At 70.1% G+C, this 18,933-nt stretch carries 17 protein-coding genes and 1 tRNA gene; 9 read left to right on the top strand and 9 right to left on the bottom strand.

The annotated features are described in order from the left end of the window. Positions 1-5: 5 nt before the first annotated feature. From HUO13_RS01060 to HUO13_RS01035, 6 genes are all read right to left on the bottom strand, one after another. Complete coding sequence (locus tag HUO13_RS01060) at positions 6-830, bottom strand: L,D-transpeptidase (protein ID WP_249124373.1); 825 nt, start codon at positions 828-830, stop codon at positions 6-8. Positions 831-1,241: 411 nt separating this feature from the next. Further along, complete coding sequence (locus tag HUO13_RS01055; RefSeq protein ID WP_211899654.1) at positions 1,242-1,817, bottom strand: hypothetical protein; 576 nt, start codon at positions 1,815-1,817, stop codon at positions 1,242-1,244. 542 nt (positions 1,818-2,359) lie between these two features. Continuing rightward, on the bottom strand, positions 2,360-2,656 hold the full coding sequence (locus HUO13_RS01050; protein ID WP_211899653.1) for a hypothetical protein: 297 nt from the start codon (positions 2,654-2,656) through the stop codon (positions 2,360-2,362). 98 nt (positions 2,657-2,754) lie between these two features. After that, complete coding sequence (locus tag HUO13_RS01045) at positions 2,755-3,141, bottom strand: hypothetical protein (protein WP_249124372.1); 387 nt, start codon at positions 3,139-3,141, stop codon at positions 2,755-2,757. A gap of 196 nt (positions 3,142-3,337) precedes the next feature. Continuing rightward, positions 3,338-3,422 (bottom strand) — tRNA-Ser (locus HUO13_RS01040). A 49-nt stretch (positions 3,423-3,471) separates the two neighbouring features. Beyond that, on the bottom strand, positions 3,472-3,951 hold the full coding sequence (locus tag HUO13_RS01035; RefSeq protein ID WP_211899652.1) for a MarR family winged helix-turn-helix transcriptional regulator: 480 nt from the start codon (positions 3,949-3,951) through the stop codon (positions 3,472-3,474). A gap of 96 nt (positions 3,952-4,047) precedes the next feature. Here HUO13_RS01035 and HUO13_RS01030 point away from each other — a divergent pair, with 96 nt between their 5' ends. The 3 genes from HUO13_RS01030 to HUO13_RS01020 are packed head-to-tail and all read left to right on the top strand — an operon-like array spanning position 4,048 to position 6,273. Continuing rightward, positions 4,048-4,539, top strand: a complete 492-nt coding sequence (locus HUO13_RS01030; protein WP_249124371.1) for a MarR family winged helix-turn-helix transcriptional regulator — start codon at positions 4,048-4,050, stop codon at positions 4,537-4,539. Beyond that, positions 4,523-5,506, top strand: a complete 984-nt coding sequence (locus tag HUO13_RS01025; protein WP_211899651.1) for an ABC transporter ATP-binding protein — start codon at positions 4,523-4,525, stop codon at positions 5,504-5,506. The genes HUO13_RS01030 and HUO13_RS01025 overlap by 17 nt, the downstream gene beginning before the upstream one ends. Beyond that, a complete protein-coding gene (locus tag HUO13_RS01020; RefSeq protein ID WP_211899650.1) occupies positions 5,503-6,273 on the top strand; it encodes an ABC transporter permease in 771 nt (256 codons plus the stop codon). The genes HUO13_RS01025 and HUO13_RS01020 overlap by 4 nt, the downstream gene beginning before the upstream one ends. 113 nt (positions 6,274-6,386) lie before the next feature. Here the strand turns inward: HUO13_RS01020 and HUO13_RS01015 are convergent, their stop codons facing one another. Together HUO13_RS01015 and HUO13_RS01010 are read right to left on the bottom strand one after the other, a co-directional pair. Continuing rightward, positions 6,387-7,586: an endonuclease/exonuclease/phosphatase family protein gene (locus tag HUO13_RS01015; RefSeq protein WP_211899649.1), complete on the bottom strand. Its 1,200-nt coding sequence runs from the start codon at positions 7,584-7,586 to the stop codon at positions 6,387-6,389. A 144-nt stretch (positions 7,587-7,730) separates the two neighbouring features. After that, the gene (locus HUO13_RS01010) at positions 7,731-9,275 is read right to left on the bottom strand and encodes a M28 family metallopeptidase (RefSeq protein WP_432757874.1); all 1,545 of its coding nucleotides are present in this window, start codon (positions 9,273-9,275) and stop codon (positions 7,731-7,733) included. A gap of 131 nt (positions 9,276-9,406) precedes the next feature. Between HUO13_RS01010 and HUO13_RS01005 the strand changes: the two genes are divergently transcribed. Further along, entirely contained in the window at positions 9,407-10,387 is a 981-nt protein-coding gene (locus tag HUO13_RS01005) for an NAD(P)H-quinone oxidoreductase (protein WP_211899647.1), read from the top strand. Positions 10,388-10,578: 191 nt separating this feature from the next. Here HUO13_RS01005 and HUO13_RS01000 read toward each other — a convergent pair whose 3' ends face one another. Beyond that, complete coding sequence (locus HUO13_RS01000) at positions 10,579-11,778, bottom strand: cysteine desulfurase-like protein (RefSeq protein ID WP_211899646.1); 1,200 nt, start codon at positions 11,776-11,778, stop codon at positions 10,579-10,581. 100 nt (positions 11,779-11,878) lie between these two features. Between HUO13_RS01000 and HUO13_RS00995 the strand changes: the two genes are divergently transcribed. The 5 genes from HUO13_RS00995 (at position 11,879) to HUO13_RS00975 (ending at position 18,739) form a co-directional block, all read left to right on the top strand. Then, complete coding sequence (locus HUO13_RS00995; protein WP_211899645.1) at positions 11,879-12,418, top strand: bacterial proteasome activator family protein; 540 nt, start codon at positions 11,879-11,881, stop codon at positions 12,416-12,418. A 192-nt stretch (positions 12,419-12,610) separates the two neighbouring features. Then, on the top strand, positions 12,611-13,462 hold the full coding sequence (gene wzm / locus HUO13_RS00990) for a galactan export ABC transporter permease subunit Wzm/RfbD (RefSeq protein WP_211899644.1): 852 nt from the start codon (positions 12,611-12,613) through the stop codon (positions 13,460-13,462). Between the two features lie 19 nt (positions 13,463-13,481). Further along, entirely contained in the window at positions 13,482-14,300 is an 819-nt protein-coding gene (gene wzt / locus HUO13_RS00985) for a galactan export ABC transporter ATP-binding subunit Wzt/RfbE (RefSeq protein ID WP_211899643.1), read from the top strand. Then, positions 14,297-15,244, top strand: coding sequence for a galactofuranosyltransferase GlfT1 (gene glfT1, locus HUO13_RS00980; protein WP_211899642.1), 948 nt, complete (start codon positions 14,297-14,299; stop codon positions 15,242-15,244). Before wzt ends, glfT1 begins: the two co-directional genes overlap by 4 nt. A gap of 159 nt (positions 15,245-15,403) precedes the next feature. Next, positions 15,404-18,739, top strand: coding sequence for an arabinosyltransferase domain-containing protein (locus HUO13_RS00975; RefSeq protein WP_211899641.1), 3,336 nt, complete (start codon positions 15,404-15,406; stop codon positions 18,737-18,739). The last annotated feature ends 194 nt before the right edge of the window (positions 18,740-18,933 follow it).

The raw sequence follows: 18,933 nt of genomic DNA, 5'->3' as shown, positions 1-18,933 counted from the left end.
GTTGTTCACCGCAGGAGCACGAGCGTGCCGAGCGGTAACGACGTCAACGTCCGCAGTGCGTCCGGGGGCACCCGCACGCACCCGTCGCTGCGGTCCTGGCCGAACACCGACGCGTCCGGCCAACCGTGCAGCGCCACCGTTCCGGGGCCGCCGCCGTAGGTGCTGAACGTCTCCGAATGCGTGCCGAGAGGCAGGATGATCGGGCTGTACTTGGTCACGGTCTCCTCGATGGCGGCCATGATGAAGGTGCGCCCGCGCGGGGTCGGCGAAGCCGGCGCGCCCACGCTGACGTCCCAGGAGGCGGTCTCGGCGCCGTTCTCCCGGAGCACCAGCCGCCGCTGGTCGACATCGACGACGACGACGTAGGGCGACCGCGCCTTCTCGGTCCGTTCCGGACTGCCCAGCCACACCCATCCCGTGGAGCCGTTCGGCCGGGAGGGCAGCAGGACCTGCGCCCAGCCCTCGCGCTCGGCGATGGCCGGGACCCAGGTCGGATTCGCGAGCTGGGTCGCGGGCAGCCGGGCGAAAGCCCGGCCGTGCGGTGCGTCGTACACCGCCAGGTCCTGCTTGGCACGCACCACCACACCCGTCGTCTCCGACTGGGGTGCCGGGTCCGAGGGGGCGGCGGCGAGATCGCCGAACGTGGTGGATTCCGGGAGCGCGGCCAACTCGTGCGCGGCGATCGTGTCGGGCACCATCACCAGCGGAGGCGGGGTGCCCGGCAGCTGGGGCTGGCCCCCGCAGGCGGTCAGCACCAGCGCGCCGAGCACGGCGGTGGCGGCGCGCCGGAAATCGATCGTTGGTGATCGAATTCCGCGAGATCTCATCATCGACTCCTGTCCCGGTGACGTCAGCGGCGTCCCGGAAGGAACCCGGGGAATCCGTTCGGCGGTCGCAACGGACCACGCGGGGTCCGGTGCCGCAGGGACACTAACCCGGTCTTCGGCCATGACCGGTGAACGGCGAGTCGGGAAGATCGAGACCGAAACCACTCTGACCAGCGGAAACAGAATGATGTTAACCGCGCCTGGTTCTATCTGATCACCCGCAAGGGTGTAGTTTTTAATTCGTCCGAGTGATCGCGAGAACAAGCTTCGAATACGACGGACCGGGCCGCCCTCCCCATTCTCAGGGAAAGACGACCCGGTCCGGAAGCCGGTTGCCGGCGACGGCTCAGGCGGACGGATCCGCCGCGGCCGAGCGCCGCGCATCCGCGCGGACGCTCAAGGCGGTCCAGGAGCTCAGGCGGTCCAGGTGCCGCCGATGCCGACCGGCTTGTCGCTGCTGTCGGTGGCCTCCCACTCGACCTTGAGCGACGAGAGGTCGGTGCCCTCGGGCACGTCGTAGACGATCACGCCGGTGCCCGGTTCGCCGTTGGGGGCGAGCATCTCCAGGAACATGTCGTCGAGGGTCGCCGCCGCCTGCTCGTAGCGGTTGCCCTTGGCGTCGATCAGGGTGAACTCGTCACCGCTGACGACGCCCATGATGCCGTCGGTCAGGACGGCCTCGGCGTCGATGTAGACGTACTTGCCCTCGGCCGGGACCATCGTCTCCAGGGCGCTCTGGTCGGTCGGCGCCTTGAGGGTGACCTTGAGGGTGGTGTCCGCCTCGGGCGCGAACTCGACGGATTCGCCGAACTTCACGGTGCCGGAGCCGGTGGAGGCCTGCTCCTCGCCCGCGGACTGCTGGTTCTGGGTTTCGCCGCTGTTCTCGCCCGCGACGTCAGCCGGGGCAATGGTGTCGGCGCCGTTCGAACCGGCGCATCCGGTCAGCCCGAGCAGCAACGCGACCGCAACAGGCGCGATCAGCCTTTTCAATTTTCCTCGCACAAGATCAGGGGGAACACGAACGGGTGAAAGACTGCCACATCCGGAAGACGGGACGCAATTTCTGAATGCAACTGATCCAGGGATTGTAAATACTGCACCTGAGATCAGATAATGAGCCCCGAGGAACTCCTCGACGAGCATACGACAAGTGCATATCGAAATCGAATCCGATGAAACCGGAATGCGTCCCGATGCGTCCAATCTCCGGCATCCGCCGGGTCGTCCGGCCCGTACCGCTCGGACGAACGTCGCACGTCAGACGGCGGAAGGCGGCACCCTCGGTACCCACCATGCCGCAAGATCCGCGCATTGCACAGACGCGCACGGTGACGGGAATGGCGCTGGACCGCGGATGCTTCTCCGCTCAGATCCAGACGCGTGGACCAGTACTCACGGCCGACAGGGTCGACCCGATTGCCGATACCCGGCAACGGCAAGAGACGATGAACGCGTTCTTGCACACGCGATAGAAAGCACATCCGGTGTGCTTCATCCGGCAGCGCCCGCGCCGCCGGACAAGCTTGCCGCCCTCAGGAGAGGCGGGCGAGCCTCCGCGCGTCGGCTACCGATGAACTGGTGCGGGAGTCCGGCGGAGTGAAGCGGAACTGCAGGCTGCGCAGCCAGTTCCGCGCCGTCTGACGGCTTCCCCCCGCGCCGACGGCTCCCACCGCCGCGGGCAGGCTGACGCAACAGCAGACCTGCTGCCAGGTCTGGATCGCTACCACCGGCAGCTGCGCCGACAGACCCACGAACGTCACGGCGAACCAAGCCGCAGTGATCAGCGCCAGCTGATCGACATCCAGGCGAGCCTCGCACGCCGGTTGCACGCGTGTATCCGAAACGCACGTGTGCGCATCCGCCGCCGGCGAGTAACCGCCCCCGACCCGCTCTCGCAACAGACCCGCGCGCGAGGACCACCGTGCTTCTAGTCTTCCCGCCACATGGCCAACAACCACGCGTAGATCTCCGGCCGTCTCATCTCCGGACGTTCCTCCTCGATGGCATCGGCCACGCGCCTCGCCTCGTCCCGGCTCACACCCCGCGACTGAGCCGCACGCAAGTACTCGCGTTCGGCGGCCGACGGTCGTCCGCCGCCGGCTCCGCGGCCCGGCAGATCCGCACGCCAGTGCTCCACTTCGGACACACGTGCCGGCCGCCAACCCGGCACCCCGTCGATCTCGACGTCCGGCACGGGGAACGGGTGCGGGGAGTCCGGTCCGTGGCGTTCGCGCCACTTGGCCACCGCTGATCGGGACACGCCGAGACGCCCGGCGAGGCCGGACGCTCCGAGGTACCGCACTGGAACGCTCATGACAGCACCCATCTCTCCAACGTTGTCCTGGACGTTGACGACGTTAGAACGCCACGATCACCATGTCAACGTCGAGGACGACGTTTCCAGCCGGCTCGCACGTCCGACCCTCGACTGAGACGAGAACTGAGCCCAGAGGCAGCGGAGCCCGGCGAGGACGATCCTCGCCGGGCTCCGTTCCTGCTGTTCACGGCTGCGGAAGCGGGGGGATTCGAACCCCCGGTGCCTTTCGGCACGCTCGCTTTCAAGGCGAGTGCATTCGGCCGCTCTGCCACGCTTCCAACGCCGCAGCGTAGCCAATCGGGCGTGTCCGGAAACAGCCGGGATGTGTCAGGTGTCAGTGCTGCGCAGGCGCGCGGTGAGCTTCCCGAAGACCTTGGCGAGGACCTCCTGGTCCTCCGGGTCGATATGGTCGATCATGTGCTCGCGCACGCCCGCGACGTGGGTCGGAGCGGCCTCGCGCAGCCTGCGCTCGCCCGCTTCGGTGAGCATCGCGAAGACACCCCTGCCGTCGCTCGGGCAGTCCTCGCGGCGCACCAGCTCCTCCGCTTCAAGGCGCCGGATCTGGTGTGAGATGCGGCTCTTGGAGTGCGCCACCTCGGTGGCGAGCTCGCTCATCCGCATCCGCATGCCCGGCCGCTCGGACAGCCTGACGAGGATCTCGTAGTCGGCGATCGAGAGTCCATGGGCCGCCTGGAGCTCGCGGTTGAGCCGATGCTCGAGCAGGGCGCTGCCGACGATGTAGGAGCGCCACGCGGCCATCTCGCAGCCGTCCAGCCAACTGACTTCAGCGTCGGTCACGTTCTTCACTCGTTCAGGCTACAAGGCGGCTACATCAGAACGGATGATTCCGTCCACGCGAAAATGATTTGCCGACTAACTGTTCCTGCTGACTACGATCGTGGGGTGACCGGCCTGCTGGAACCGGATCCCGAGCGGATGCCGCTGGGGCGGCTGGTCGCGCTCACCGGCCAGCGGATCGGCAGGCACTGGCACCAGGCCGTCACCGCGCACACCCCGCTGAGCGGGACGGCGCTGACCGCGCTGACCGCGCTCGCCGAGCACGACGGCCTCACCCACCGCGACGTCGCGCGGCACTGCTGGGTCCGCCCGGCGACGCTCACACCGGTCGTGGACGCGCTCGAGGCCGACGGCCTGTTGAGCAGGGAGCGCGACACCAGCGACCGGCGGGCCGTCCGGCTGTGCATCACCGCCGCGGGAAGGCAGGCGCTGCGCGAGGCGTTGGAGGGGGTCAGCGCGCGGTTCCGCGCGATCACCCCGCCGACGACGCCGGAGGAGGAGGCCGTGATCCGCACCTACCTGCTCACGATCCTGGAGGGGCTCGACGCGGTGGAAGCGTCCGAAGCGAGAGAGGGCAGCAGTGACTTCTGCGGTTGAAGTGGTCGACCTGGTCAAGAAGTACCCGAAGAGCGCGTCCAACGCCGTCGACGGGCTGAGCTTCGAGGTCACCCCCGGCGAGGTCTTCGGACTGCTCGGGCCGAACGGCGCGGGCAAGACCACCACCGTGGGGATCCTCACCACCCGGGTCCTGCTGACCAGCGGTACCGCGCGGGTCGCCGGGATCGACGTCGCCACCGATCCGGTCGCCGCCCGCAGCAAGGTCGCCGTCGTCCCGCAGCGGGTCAACCTGGACCGCTCGCTCAACGCCCGGCAGAACCTGGTCTGGCACGCCAACTACCACGGCGTCGGCCGGGCCGAGCGGCACCGGCTCGCCGACGAGCTGCTGGAGCGGATGGGCCTGGCGGGCAAGGCGAAGGCCAGGGTCGACGACCTCTCCGGCGGTCAGGCCCAGCGGCTGATGATCGCCCGCGCGCTGATCCACCGCCCCGAGGTGCTGTTCCTGGACGAACCGTCGACCGGGCTGGACCCGCAGGCCCGCCTGTTCGTCCACGACCGCGTCACCGAGCTGCGCGCCGGCGGCGTGACCGTGGTGCTGACCACGCACGACATGGACGAGGCGGAGAAGCTCTCCGACCGCGTCGGCATCGTCGACCACGGCAAGCTGCTCACGCTGGACACACCGGAGAAGCTGATCAAGTCGCTGCCCGGCAGCGGCACGCTCGCCGTGACGGTGCTGTCGGCCGGTGTCGACGAGCACGAGCTGTCCGAGCTGTTGTGCGCGGTGCGCGGAGTCGAGCGGGTGGAGTCGGTCAGCGCGGGCCAGACCGCCGAGGCCGAGCCGGAGCTGCGGATGCGGCTGTACGTCGAGGGCGAGCCGTCGGCGTTGCTGGGACCGGTCGCCCAGGCCCTGCACCAGCGGCAGGTTCCGATCATCGACCTGTCGCCGGGGTCGGCGACGCTGGAAGACGTGTTCATCGAACTCACCGGGAGAGAACTGCGATGACCTCCGTCCGCGCGTTCACCGCGGTCCTGGGCCGCGACGTCTTCGTCACCGGGCGGGAGCTTCCCAGCTTCATGGCGCAGGTGCTGGTGCAGCCGGTCGCGATGCTGTTCATCTTCGGCACCGTGCTCGGCCAGCTCGGCTACACCCAGCCCGGATACGAGCAGATCCTGCTGCCGGGGATGATCGCGCTCAACGCGTTCCTGGTGTCGCTGCAGAACACGTCGTTCCCGCTGGTGCTGGACTTCTCGTTCTCGCGGGAGATCGAGGACCGGCTGCTGGCTCCGCTGCCGATCAGCCTGGTCGCGGTGGAGAAGATGCTGTTCGGGGCGATGCGCGGGTTGTTCGCGGCGCTGCTGATGGTCCCGATCGGCATCCTGATGTTCGGCACCGTGGCGTGGGACCTCGCCGGACTCCCGTTCGCGGTCCTGTGCATGCTGCTCGGGTCGCTGTCCGGCGCCGCCGTCGGCCTGACGGTGGGTGCCGCCGTGCCGCCCCGGCGCATCAACATCATGTTCGCGGTGATCCTGGCACCGCTGATGTTCACCGGCGCGACGCAGTTCCCGTGGGCGCAGCTCGACCAGCTCCGCTGGTTCCAGGTGTTGTGCGCGTTCAACCCGCTGACCTACCTCAGCGAGGGGATGCGCGGCGCGCTGCTGCCGGACGTTCCGCACATCGCGCCGTGGATCTGCGTGCTCGCGCTGGTGGCGGCGACGCTGCTGTTCGGCGTGCTGGGCGTCCGCTTCTTCCTGCGGCGCGCGCTGGACTGAGTGGCTGTCCTCGATCTGTGAGGCGGCGAAGCCGTTTGGCCCACCCGCGCAACCGGCACCGCTACACGCGCCGCCACGCAAGGCTAGTTCGAAGACAGGCGATGAGCCGCGCGTCAGTCGTGGTAGGCGGCCAGCACGTCGACCCAGACCAGGTGGTGGTCGGAGGTGTCGTTGAGCCGGGACAGCTCGTCGTGGGTGCCCGGCCAGAACACGCCGCTGCGCAGCGGGACCAGCGGCAGCGACGGCAGCACGTAGTCCACCCGCAGGTTGCCCGGGCTCTGGTCGCCGAAGTCGGCGGTGTCGAAGTACGGCGCTCCGCGGTGACCGGTGTTGGCGCCGCCCTGGTTCCGCGCCGCTTCGACCGCCCCGAAGCTGCCCGGTAGGGGGTCGATGACGCGCTGCGCGTTCAGCAGTTGCGTGGCCGCGCGGTCGGCGCTGTCGCCGTCGTTCGCGTCGGCGTTCTGATCGCCTGCGATGACGAAGGGGGCGCCGCGTTCGAGGCCGCCGGTGCGGCCGGCGTCGTCGTAGACGTAGCCGGCGCCGGCTACGTAGTCGGCCCAGAAGCGGATCTCGTCGTGGTTGCGCACACCGTTGCGGTCCTCGGGACCGTCGAAGCTCGGCGGCGTCGGGTGCGAGGCCAGCAGGTGCACGGTCCGGCCGCCGACGTGGATCGGCAGGTCCCAGTGCGACTTCGACGACAGCCGAAGCGCCTGCTTCTCCTGCGGCGAGTACCAGTCGGCGGGCTCGGGCGTGGCCGGGTCGTCGGGCATCATGGCGCCGGGCATGTCGGTCCACCGGAAGTGCTGGAACGTGCGGACATCGCCGATCGGGTGCTTGGACAGCACCACCATCCCGTACTGGCCGGGGAACTGGCCGAATCCGTACGCGTCGCCGGGGCCGCCGGTCCTGCCGTCGTTGTCCAGGTCCATCCCCGACGGCACACCCGTGTTGACCGGCGCGGTGTAGGCGTAGGGGTAGTCGATGGGCTGCGCGCCGTTGTGGCCGACGGCGAGGTAGTTGGCGCGGAACGCGTCGACGGCCGCGCCGCCGGGCACGAAGTCGAACTCGTTGAGCAGCACCACGTCGGGCCGGTTGCGCTGCACGACCTCGGCGACCTTGCGCGCCTGCTCGTCGTCCGGTGTGGACAGGTCCGCCAGCAGCTCGCCTTCGGTGGCGCGGTTGAGCGAGGCGTTGAAGGTGGCGAAGCGCACCAGGCCGGGGACGTCGGCGGGCTCGGGAGACGCGACCGCGGGCGCGGCGGCCGATGCCGTCGCGACGACCACTGCGGACACGGCGAGGACGGTGCACTTCATCGGGACTCCATGCTGCTCGGGCTCAGGCCGCCGGTTCTCACGTTCGTAGTTTCACTCGCGGACGCGGTTTCCGCGGGCTCAGGCGAGAAATGCGGGGTACCCCGCCCGTCCCGGCAGGACGGACGGGGCACCCGGCGTGCCACCTCAGGCGCGGTCGCGCCCGCACCCGTGCGCGTCCGCGCCGTGCGCGTGCTCCGGCTCCGCCGTCGCGACGCGCTGCGCGGTCATCGCGCCTTCGGCACTGCGCAGCTGCGCCCGCTGCGCGCGGGTCTGCACGCCGTTCACACCTTCGGTGCTCGCGGCGTAGTGCTGCACGACCGACGCGACGGCCTTGGCGTTGCGCTCCAGGGCGACCCGGTCGACGTTGGCGAGGGTGTCGCCCGGCATGTGGTAGTTCGGGTCGTAGGCCTTGCCCGCCTCACCGCCCCACTTCGCGGCCTGCTCCGGCGTCTTGATGCCCTCGGCACCGGTGAACAGGCCACCCGCGGGGATGCCGACCGCGATGAACTCGCCGTAGTCGGAGCGCCCGTCGAAGTCCTTGCCCTCGGTCTGCACACCGTTGGCGGCCATCGCCTCGACCAGGTCGCGCTCGATCTGCGCCGAGCCCTGCGGGCCGGGGCCCGCGCCGACGCCGTCGGAGTTGTCGCCGTCGTAGGCGAAGTAGCCGGCGTTGGGCGAGCCGATCATGTCGAAGTTCAGGTAGAGAGCGATGTCGAGCTGCTGCTCGAAGCTCAGGCTCTGCACGTACTTGGTCGAACCGACCAGCCCCGACTCCTCGGCACCCCAGAACGCGAAGCGGACCGCGTTGTTCACCTTGGGCGAGCTGCCGAGCCGCAGCGCGGTCTCCAGCAGACCCGCGCTGCCGGTGCCGTTGTCGTTGATGCCCGGGCCTTCGGGAACGCTGTCGAGGTGGGCCCCCGCCATCACCACGTTGTCGGCGCGCCCGGTGCGGGTCTGCGCGACGACGTTGCGGGTCTTGACGGTCTCCAGCCGCGACTGCACGTCGAGGTGCACCTCGGCACCGGCCTGGCCTGCCAGCGCCTCGCCGACCTGCTTGGTGACTCCCGCGGTCGGGATCCGGGCGTCGGCCGGGTCGCCGAGGGTGCCGTTGAGCGCACCGTCGACGTTGTTGTAGATGATCGCGCCGACCGCGCCCGCCTCGGCGGCGATGCGCTGCTTGTCGGCGAAACTGCAGGTGCCGCGCTGGATGAGCACGACGGTGCCGCTGACGTCGGTGCCCTGGTAGTCGGTCGCCTCGCACCCCGGGGTCGGGTCGGCGGGCAGCACCGAGAGCGGTGCCGTCAGCCCGCCCTGCGGGGTCGCGGGCGAGTACTCCAGCGCGTCGCCCTCGACCGGTTGTCCCGCCACGGCGAGACCGAACTTGTCGAGGTAGTAGGCCTGGTACTCGAACTTCGGCGTGGTGACGTCGAACCCGGCCGAGCGCAGCTTGTTCGCGACGTAGTCGACGCTGGCCTCGTAGCCCGGACGTCCGGAGGCGCGGTTCCCGCCGTTCTGGTCGGCGATTCGCTGCAGGGCGACCAGGTGCCGGTTGACCGCGTTTCCGCTGATCCGGTCACCGAGGTCGCGCGAGGGAGCCGCGGAAGCGGGCGCGACGGCCACCGCGATAGCAGCGCAGCTCGCGAGGACCGCGGTCGTCACACGCCCGGATGTGATGGTTCGCAAACTCATCATTTCCCCCGTTTCGGGTGAGTACGTGACGATCAGCCTTGGGACAACTACACGACGAAGTCAAGAGTTCACCTGCAAAGGTTAAGAACCAGGAATACGTTCCCCTTTTTGCCGGACTACCGTCTGGAGCCATGTACGCCATCACGATTCGAGAGCCGGGCGAACCGGACGTGTTGGAATGGACCGAACAGCCGGACCCGAGCCCTGGACCTGGAGAAGTGCTGGTCAAGGTCGCGGCGGCCGGGGTCAACCGGGCCGATCTGCTGCAACGGCGGGGTTTCTACCCACCGCCGGAGGGAGCCAGCGAGATCCTCGGGCTCGAGTGCTCGGGCACCATCGCCGAACTGGGTGAGGGGGTCACCGGCTGGACGGTCGGCGACCAGGTCTGCGCCCTGCTCTCCGGAGGTGGGTACGCCGAGCAGGTCGCGGTGCCCGCCGCTCAGGTCCTGCCGGTTCCGTCCGGTGTGGACCTGGTCGAAGCCGCCGGGCTCCCCGAAGTCACCTGCACAGTATGGTCCAACGTCGTCATGGAGGCAGGACTGCGCGAGGGGCGGTTCCTGCTGGTGCACGGCGGATCCGGCGGGATCGGCACGTGCGCGATCCAGGTCGCCACCGCGCTCGGCGCGCGGGTCGCGGCGACGGCGGGATCGCCGGAGACGCTCCAGCTGTGCCGCGAGCTCGGCGCCGACCCCGCCATCAGCTACCGCGACGAGGACTTCGTCGAGGTCGTCAAGGGGCTCGGCGGCGCCGACGTCATCCTCGACAACATGGGCGCGTCCTATTTGGACCGCAACATCTCCGCGCTCGCGCCCGACGGGCACCTCGCCGTCATCGGCATGCAGGGCGGGCGCAAGGCCGAGCTCGACATGGGCAAGATGCTGGTCAAGCGGGCCCGGATGTCGACGCTCGCGCTGCGCAGCCGCCCGGTCGAGGGCCACAACGGCAAGGCCGCGATCGTCACCGACGTCCGCCAGCGGCTGTGGCCGCTGGTCGAGGAGGGCAAGGTGCGGCCGATCGTGCACGACCGCATCCCGATGCGGGAGGCCGCGCGGGCGCACTCGGCGCTGGACGCCGGCGGCGTGCGCGGGAAGATCCTGCTGACGGTCGACTGAGCTCCGCGGCGGTGGCGGCGCCCGGCGGCGTCGCCACCGCGGACGTCCTACGGCGGATGCGTCGGGCCCAGGCGCGCGCTCGCACGGCGCACGGAAGCGACGGCGGGACGGACGGCGGAAGGACGGCTGACAGGGCAGGACGGCTGGAAGACTGGGAAGGCCGCTGGAACGGGGAAACCCGCTGGACGACGTCAGCCCAGTTCGCCGACGGCCCTGATCAGCTGGTCGACCTCGAAGGCGTTGGTGTAGTGCGCCAGGCCGACGCGCACCGCGCCGCCGACCTCGCCGACGCCGAGCACCGCGAACACGCCGTGCGTGCCGGGGTCGGCGAACGCGCAGACACCGCGCTCGGCGAGGTGCTCGATGGCGTCCTCGGCCTTGACCCCGCTGACGGTGAACGCCATCGAAGGCACCCGGCGCATCGCGTCGCCTATCACCATCACGTGCCGCAGGCGGCGCAGGCCGCTGGTCAGGTTCGCCAGCAGTCCGGCCTGGTATGCCTTGACGGAGCCGAGCGAGGTGAGCAGCCGCTCGCGGCGCGGGCCGACAGCGGCCTCGTCCAGCGACGCCAGGTAGTCGACCGAGGAGACCACGCCCGCCAGCAGCGGGTAGGCGTGCGGGCCGAGCTCCATCCGCTCGGGTCCGCGGGCGCCGGGCTCCAGCGCCACCGAGGGGAGCTGGTCGAGCATCGCCGGGTTGCGGAAGACCAGCGCGCCGACCGGCGGCCCGCCCCACGCCGAGGCGTTCACCGCGACCACGTCGGCGCCCATCGAGTCGATGTCCAGCGGCACGAACGGCGCCGCCGCCGAGGCGTCGACCACCACCAGCGCGTCGTGCTCGGCCGCGGCCTCAGCGGCGGCGCGCACGTCCGGCCGGGTGCCCACCGCGCCGGAGGCGGCGGTGATGGCGACGACCTTCGTCCGGGGCGTGACCAGGTCCTTGTACTGCCAGGCAGGCAGCTCGCAGGTCTCGATGTCGACCTCGGCGAAGCGCACCGAACCGCCGGAGCGCTGGGCGGCGCGCTGCCACGGCGCAACGTTCGCGGGATGGTCCAGGCGCGAGACGACGACGTCGTCGCCGATCATCCAGCCGTCGCCGAGCGCGTCGGCGAGCCGCTGCAGGAGCACGGCCGAACTCGGGCCGAGCACGACCCCCGCGGGGTCGGCTCCGACCAGGTCAGCAATCGCGCGACGGGCGGCATCCACGATCGCCTCGGCGCGCTGCGACGCGGGGAAGATCCCGCCGGGGCCGGATACCGGGGCCCGCAGCGCGGTCGATACCGCGGTCGCGACCTGTTCAGGCACTTGCATGCCCGCCGGGGCGTCCAGGTGCACCCACCCATCGCCGAGCGCGGGAAACAGCCCGCGCACCGCAGCGACGTCGAACGCCATGCGTGACACCGTACGGAGGACACCGATGCTTCTCGCCTCCGGGTGGCCCATATCGCATACCGGCTCGCCCCGGCCGGCGCGGGCAAGCCAGGATGGAGCAATGAACCAGAGCGAGCACGAGCAGAACGAGGGCAGGCCCCGGGTCTTCGTGGTCGGCGAGGACGGTGCGCCGATCGGCGCGGCCTCCGGCTCGGACGAGGGCAACGAGCGCGGTGAGGACATCAACGAGCTGGTCGAGCAGCCCGCGAAGGTGATGCGGATCGGCACGATGATCAAGCAGCTGCTGGAGGAGGTCCGCGCGGCGCCGCTGGACGAGGCCAGCCGCAGCAGGCTCAAGGAGATCCACCAGTCCTCGATCCGGGAGCTGGAGCAGGGCCTCGCGCCGGAGCTCATAGAGGAGCTGGAGCGGCTGTCGCTGCCCTTCGCGCAGGAGGCCACCCCGTCGGAGTCGGAGCTGCGGATCGCCCAGGCCCAGCTCGTCGGCTGGCTGGAAGGTCTCTTCCACGGCCTGCAGACGGCGCTGTTCGCCCAGCAGATGGCCGCCAGGGCGCAGCTCGAGCAGATGCGGCGCGGCCTGCCCGCGGGCACCGGCGACGTCGAGACCGCCCACCAGCCCCGGGGCACCGGCCAGTACCTCTGAGCGTTTTCGGGGGAACCGCGAGTCACCCGCGGAGCCCTGGTTCCGCGGGCGTTCGCGACCCTGCGCGCATACCCCCGCACGCGACGTGAGCGACAGCGTGAACCCGCCCGGAAAGTGCGGAATCCGCGATGGCTGTCCGTGAGCGGTGCCCAGGGCCGGAACTCGCACGGGCGGTCGGTACTCTGACGCACCGTGCAGGCCACAAGCACGCTAGAGCGATCAGAAGCACCGCCCGAGACGTCGTCGCGGACCTGGCGCAAGGCGTTCAAAGACATCTCCGACGGCGCCCGGCAGCGGCAGTTGTGGGCGCACCTCGGCTGGCAGGACATCAAGCAGCGCTACCGCCGGTCGGTGCTCGGCCCGCTGTGGATCACCATCAGCATGGGCGTCACCTCGGCCGGCCTCGGCCTGATGTACTCCACGATCTTTGGTCAGCCGACGGAAACCTACGTGCCGTACCTGACCGTGGGCTTCATCATCTGGTACTTCATCTCCGGCTGCCTCACCGCGGGCACCGAGGTGTTCATCCAGAACGAGGGCCTCATAAAGCAGCTCCCCGCGCCGATCAGCGTGCACGTGCTGCGGACCGTGTGGCGGGAATTCCTGCTCTTCCTGCACAACCTGGTCATCTACCTCGGAATCCTCGTGATCTTCTGGCCTCCGGTGAGCTGGATGATCATCACGGCGGTTCCCGCGCTCCTCCTGCTGCTCATCAACGGCGGCTGGGTGGTCCTGCTCTTCGGCGTCGCGAGCACCCGGTTCCGGGACATCCCGCCGGTGGTCAGCAGCTTCATGCAGCTGCTGTTCTTCATGTCTCCGATCGTCTGGCCGATCGAGGAGCTGGAGAAGAACGCCGGCCCGCGGGCGTGGCTCGCCCAGCTCAACCCGATCTACCACTACGTGGAGATCGTGCGCGCTCCGCTGCTCGGCGAGCCGCAGCAGCTGCACCACTGGATCGTGGTCGGCGCCTTCACCGTGGGCGGATGGCTGCTCGCCCTCATCATCATGCGCAACTACCGCGCCCGCGTCTCCTACTGGGTCTGATCGGGGGCTGAGGAACTTCATGGTCAGCATCGACGTGTGGAACGCGGCGGTCGACTTCCCGATCTTCGACGCGAAGTCCCGCTCGCTGAAGAAGGCCGTCCTGAGCAAGGCCGGCGGACGGATCGGCACCGACAGCCGCGTGCCGATCATCGAGGCGCTGCACGACATCAACCTGTCGCTCGAGCACGGTGACCGGGTGGCGCTGGTCGGGCACAACGGCGCGGGCAAGTCCACGCTGCTGCGGCTGCTCGCCGGGATCTACGAGCCGACGCGGGGCAGCGCCCGCGTGGTCGGCAAGGTCGCGCCGGTCTTCGACCTGGGCGTGGGCATGGACCCGGAGATCTCCGGGTACGAGAACATCATCATCCGGGGCCTGTTCCTCGGGATGAACCGCAAGCAGATGGAAGCGCGCATCGACGAGATCGCCGAGTTCACCGAGCTGGGCGACTACCTGGAGATGCCGCTGCGCACCTACTCCACCGGCATGCGGGTGCGGCTGGCGCTGGGCGTGGTCACCTCGATCGACCCGGAGATCCTGATCCTGGACGAGGGCATCGGCGCGGTCGACGCCGACTTCCTGGAGAAGGCGCGTGACCGGCTCAACGACCTGGTCAAGCGCTCGGGCATCCTGGTGTTCGCCTCGCACTCCGACGAGTTCCTCATGGAGCTGTGCAACACCGCGCTGTGGATGGACAAGGGCGGCATCAAGGAACGGGGCTCGTTGCGTAGTGTGCTGACGCACTACAAGGGGCACGACCCCTTCGAGAACCTGAGCGAGGAAACCCTGGCCCGGATCGGCGAGTCCGCGGCCTCGATCGGGAGCGAAGAGGGCTCATGAGCACCGACTCCGAGCAGCAGCCGACGCCGCAGGTCCCCGAGGTTCCCGGTGGGTCAGTGGTGGCGGTGATCGTCACCAGGCACCGCAGAGAGCTGCTCGCCGAGTCGCTCAAGGTCATCGCGACCCAGACCCGCGTGCCCGACCACCTCGTCGTGGTCGACAACGGGCCGGACCAGCCCGCGCGGGACGTGGTCGCCGAGTGCCCCATCCCGTCGACCTACCTGGCCTCGCAGCGCAACCTCGGCGGCGCGGGCGGGTTCGCGCTGGGCATGCTGCACGCGCTGTCGATCGGCGCGGAGTGGGTGTGGCTCGGCGACGACGACGGCCGCCCGGCCGACGACCGCGCGCTGGAGACGCTGCTCGACGAGGCGCGGCGCCGCAAGCTCGCGGCGGTTTCGCCGGTCGTGGTCAACATCGACACGCCGAACAAGCTGGCCTTCCCGCTGCGCCGGGGCCTGACCTGGAAGCGCACCCCCGAGGAGCTGCGCACGCCGGGTTCGGACCCCGACTTCCTGCCGGGCATCGCGTCGTTCTTCAACGGCGCCCTGTTCCGCGCCTCGACGCTGGACGTGGTGGGCGTGCCGGACTACCGGCTGTTCTTCCGCGGTGACGAGGTGGAGCTGCACCGGCGCGTGGTCCGCTCCGGCCTGCCGTTCGGCACGACGCTGAAGACGCGGTTCGTGCACCCGGACGGCTCGGCGGAGTTCAAGCCGATGCTCGGCGGCCGCTTCCACGCCCAGGACCCCTCAGACGCGAACAAGCGCTACTACACCTACCGCAACCGTGGTTACCTGCTGTCGCAGCCGGGGATGCGCAAGATCGGCGCGCTGGAGATCCTGCGCTTCGGGCTCTACTTCGTGGGGCACCGGCGCGACCCGAAGGCGTTCCGGGAGTGGCTGCGGCTGCTGCGCCAGGGTCGGCGGGAGCACTTCTTCCGGCGCTGAGGCGGACGGTCACCGGGTGGTCACGAAACACTGAGAGTGATCTGAGAAGGAGCTGAGTCAGCAGGTCAGGGCGTTACCGGCGACCACTCTTTCGTGTCCAGGCACACATGCACCGAACGCCGCGACCGGGCTCGTACCAGCGGCTACTATTCTCCATTCGTGTTCACTGGCCAGGACGACGACAGCCGGAAGGACGACGACGGAACTCCGTCGGGCTCCCCGGCACGAGCAGCGAGTAACGGTCACGACGCTTCGGTCAAGCGGCTGAAGCTGTTCGCGGCGATCACCGGACTGCTCGGCACCGTTCTGGCGCTGGCACTGCCGTTCCTGCCCGTCAACCACGAGGTCACCACGCTCAGGTGGCCGACGGCGCAGGGCACCAAGCCGGTCTCGGCACCGCTGGTGTCCTTCTCTCCGGTCTGGCTCGACGCGAACGTCCCCTGCGAGACCGCGCGCGGGCTCGACGCCCGCATCGGCGGGCGGCCGGCGACCGTCCTCAGCACGAACCCGCCGAACTCCGACTACGGCAACCTGACCGGCCTGGTCCTGCAGGTCGACAACAACATGTTGACGCTGCTGGCCAAGGGCCAGTCGCTGAGCACCGTCCCGCTGCCCGCGGGCGACTGCATGATCTCGGTGCACTCCGACGCGGGCGGCACCACCGCCAACGTCGGCGACCAGCAGCTCGCCTCGACCCGCGGCGACCAGCGCCCGCAGCTCACCGGCATCTACTCCGACCTCGACGAGTCGGTCGACAACGTGCGGGACCTGTCGTTCGAGGCCCGCGTCGACAACCGCTACGAGAGCAGCGCGACGGTGCTGAAGCTGTCGGCGATGGGGCTGGTGGTGCTGGCGTTCATCGGCTCGGTCGTCGCGCTGCGAAGGCTGGACGTGCGCGCGGGCAGGCGTCCGCCGCGCCTGGTGCCGCCGGGCTGGTGGAAGCCGACGTTCCGGGACGTCGCGGTGATCGGCGCGCTCTGCGTGTGGTGGGTCATGGGTGCCATGACCTCCGACGACGGCTACATCCTGACGATCGCGCGGGCCCGGGAGACGGCAGGCTACGTCAGCAACTACTTCCGCTGGTTCGCCGTACCCGAGGCGCCCTTCGGCTGGTTCTACGAGCTGTACTCGTTGTGGGTGCAGGTATCCACGGCGACGCCGTGGGTGCGGCTGCCCGCCCTGCTGATGGGCATCGTGAGCTGGCTGCTGATCAGCCGCGAGGTGCTGCCCCGCCTGGGCCGCCAGGTCCGGCGCAGCAACGCGGCGGGCTGGGCCGCGGCGGCGGTGTTCCTGGCGTTCTGGCTGCCCTACAACAACGGCCTGCGTCCCGAGCCGGTCGTCGTGCTGTTCTCGCTGCTCGCCCTGTGCGCGGTGGAGCGCGCGGTGGCGACCGGGCGGCTGATGCCCGCCGCGCTGGGCCTGGTGGTGGCCGCGCTGGCGGTGGGCGCCAACCCGCACGGCCTGGTTGCCGTGCTGCCCTACATCGCGGCGCTGAAGCCGCTGCTGCAGATCGTGCGCAAGCGTGCGCGGGAGTTCGGCTGGGTGCCGGTGCTGGCGCCGATCGCGGCGTCCGGCTTCGTGATCCTGGTCGTGGTCTTCTCCGACCAGACGCTCCAGTCGATCCTGGACGCCACCGACCTGCGAACCGACCTGGGCCCGAGCCAGGACTGGTACCAAGAGCTCAGCCGCTACAACCTGCTGTTCAGCCCGACGGCGGACGGCTCGATGACCCGGCGCATCCCGGTGCTGCTGGTGATGCTGTGCCTGACGACGTGCGCGGTCGTGCTGCTGCGCCGGGGCAAGATCCGCGGCGCCGCGCTAGGCCCGAGCCGCAGGCTGCTCGCCGTGGCCGCGCTGTCGTTCGTGGTCCTGGCGCTGACCCCCACCAAGTGGACGCACCACTTCGGCCTGTTCGCCGCCGTAGGCGGCGCGCTCGCGGCGCTGACCGCGCTTGCCACCAGCAGCACCGTGCTGCGCTCCAAGCGCAACCGAGCCGGGTTCTTCGCCGGGCTGATGCTGGTGCTCGCGTTCGGCACCACAGGCCCCAACGCCTGGTGGTACGTCTCCGGCTGGGGCGTGCCGTGGTTCGACAAGCCGCCGGTGATCTTCGGATACGGCGCGAGCACGGTGTTCCTGCTCATCGCCGCCATCGCGATGCTCATCGCGTTCATCGAGCACCTGCGCATCGACCCGCACAACCCCGAGGTCGTCGACGAGAAGGCGCGCGGCATGGAGGGCCAGAGCCGCGCGCTGCGGCTGGGCACCGCGCCGCTGTCGATCATCTGCGCACTGCTGGTGGTGTTCGAACTCGTGAACTTCGCCAAGGTCATCCAGAAGCAGTGGGGCAGCTACAGCCTCGGCGCGGACAACGTCAAGCAGATCACCGGGTCCAGTTGCGGCCTGTCCGACTACGTCTACGTGGAGGCCAACCCGCAGGCGGGCATGCTGAAGGTCTCGGCGAACCAGCCGACCACGGCCGCTCCCCCGGTCAGCCCGGACGTGCCGGTGCCCGCCAAGCGCCTCAAGGACAAGGAGACGGCCGACGCGTACCTGAAGGCGAAGCTGGACGGCTTCAACCGCTCCGGGCTGCCGCAGGGCGACGGCAACGACCCGGACGAGCCCGACTGGTCCCCGCCGCACCGCTTCGGCGGTGACAACGCGCCGGTGTGGGGCAGCTACGACAAGACCGGCACCGGGATCGGCGAGCTGCGCACCCAGTGGTACGACCTGCCGGAGCGCGCCGCCAACGGCGAGGTGCCGGTGGTCGTGATGCTGGCCGGGGCCAACGGTGGTGCCAACTCGGCCTACATCGAGTTCGGTCGTGACACCGACAAGGGCTTCGAGGTCATGCAGCGCCACTACGTCCCGGTCAGCCCCGGCCCCAGTTGGCGTGACCACCGGGTGACCGTGCGCGGCGACGCGGAGGGCGCGACCAAGATGCGCGTCGTGGCCACCGACCAGTCGCTCGGGCCGAACGGCTGGGTCGCGGTCAGCGCGCCGCGCGCGCCGCAGCTGCGCAACATGACCGACTTCGTCGGCGACGCGCCGACCTTCGTCGAGTGGACCGCGGCGCTGGTGCACCCGTGCCTGCAGATCCCGGGCATCCGCAACGGCATCGCCGAGATGCCCAAGTTCCGGGTGTCGGCGGGCGCCGAGGTGCGCGACATCGGTCAGGGCTGGTCGTCGCCGGACAGCGGCGGCCCCCTCGGGTGGCTGAACATCACGACGAGCATGCGCGAGCTGCCGACGTACGTGAAGAACGACATCCACCGCGACTGGGGCTCGCTCTACCGGGTCGACCCGTTCGTGCCGGACGCGCTCCCGGCGGAGGCGGCGATGGAGGTGCACCCCGAGACGCACTGGGGCACCTGGACGCCCGGGCCGCTGAGCAAGACGGTGCAGCTGCCCGGCGACGTGCCCAACTCCGACGACCGCAACGACGTCCAGGGCTTCGGGGACAGCGCGGAGGAGCCGCAGCCCGGCCAGCACCCGTGAGGTAGGCGGCGAGCAGCCGTGAGGCCGGGCGGCTCCGGCCGTCCGGCTCGGGCGCGGCTCCGGTCGGCGAGCCGGCTCCTGTCGGCTCCGCCGTCCGGCTCGCACCCGGCGGCTCCGGTCGGCGGCCCGTGCCGGGCTGCTCGGGCCGCCGCCTACGCCCTGGGCGAAAGCGGGGCCCGTGCCGTCAGCTCAGG

This window comes from Saccharopolyspora erythraea (genome assembly GCF_018141105.1).
Classification (GTDB): Bacteria; Actinomycetota; Actinomycetes; order Mycobacteriales; family Pseudonocardiaceae; genus Saccharopolyspora_D; species Saccharopolyspora_D erythraea_A.
Note: the sequence above shows the minus strand (reverse complement) of the source record. Positions and strands in the feature narration are given on the sequence as shown.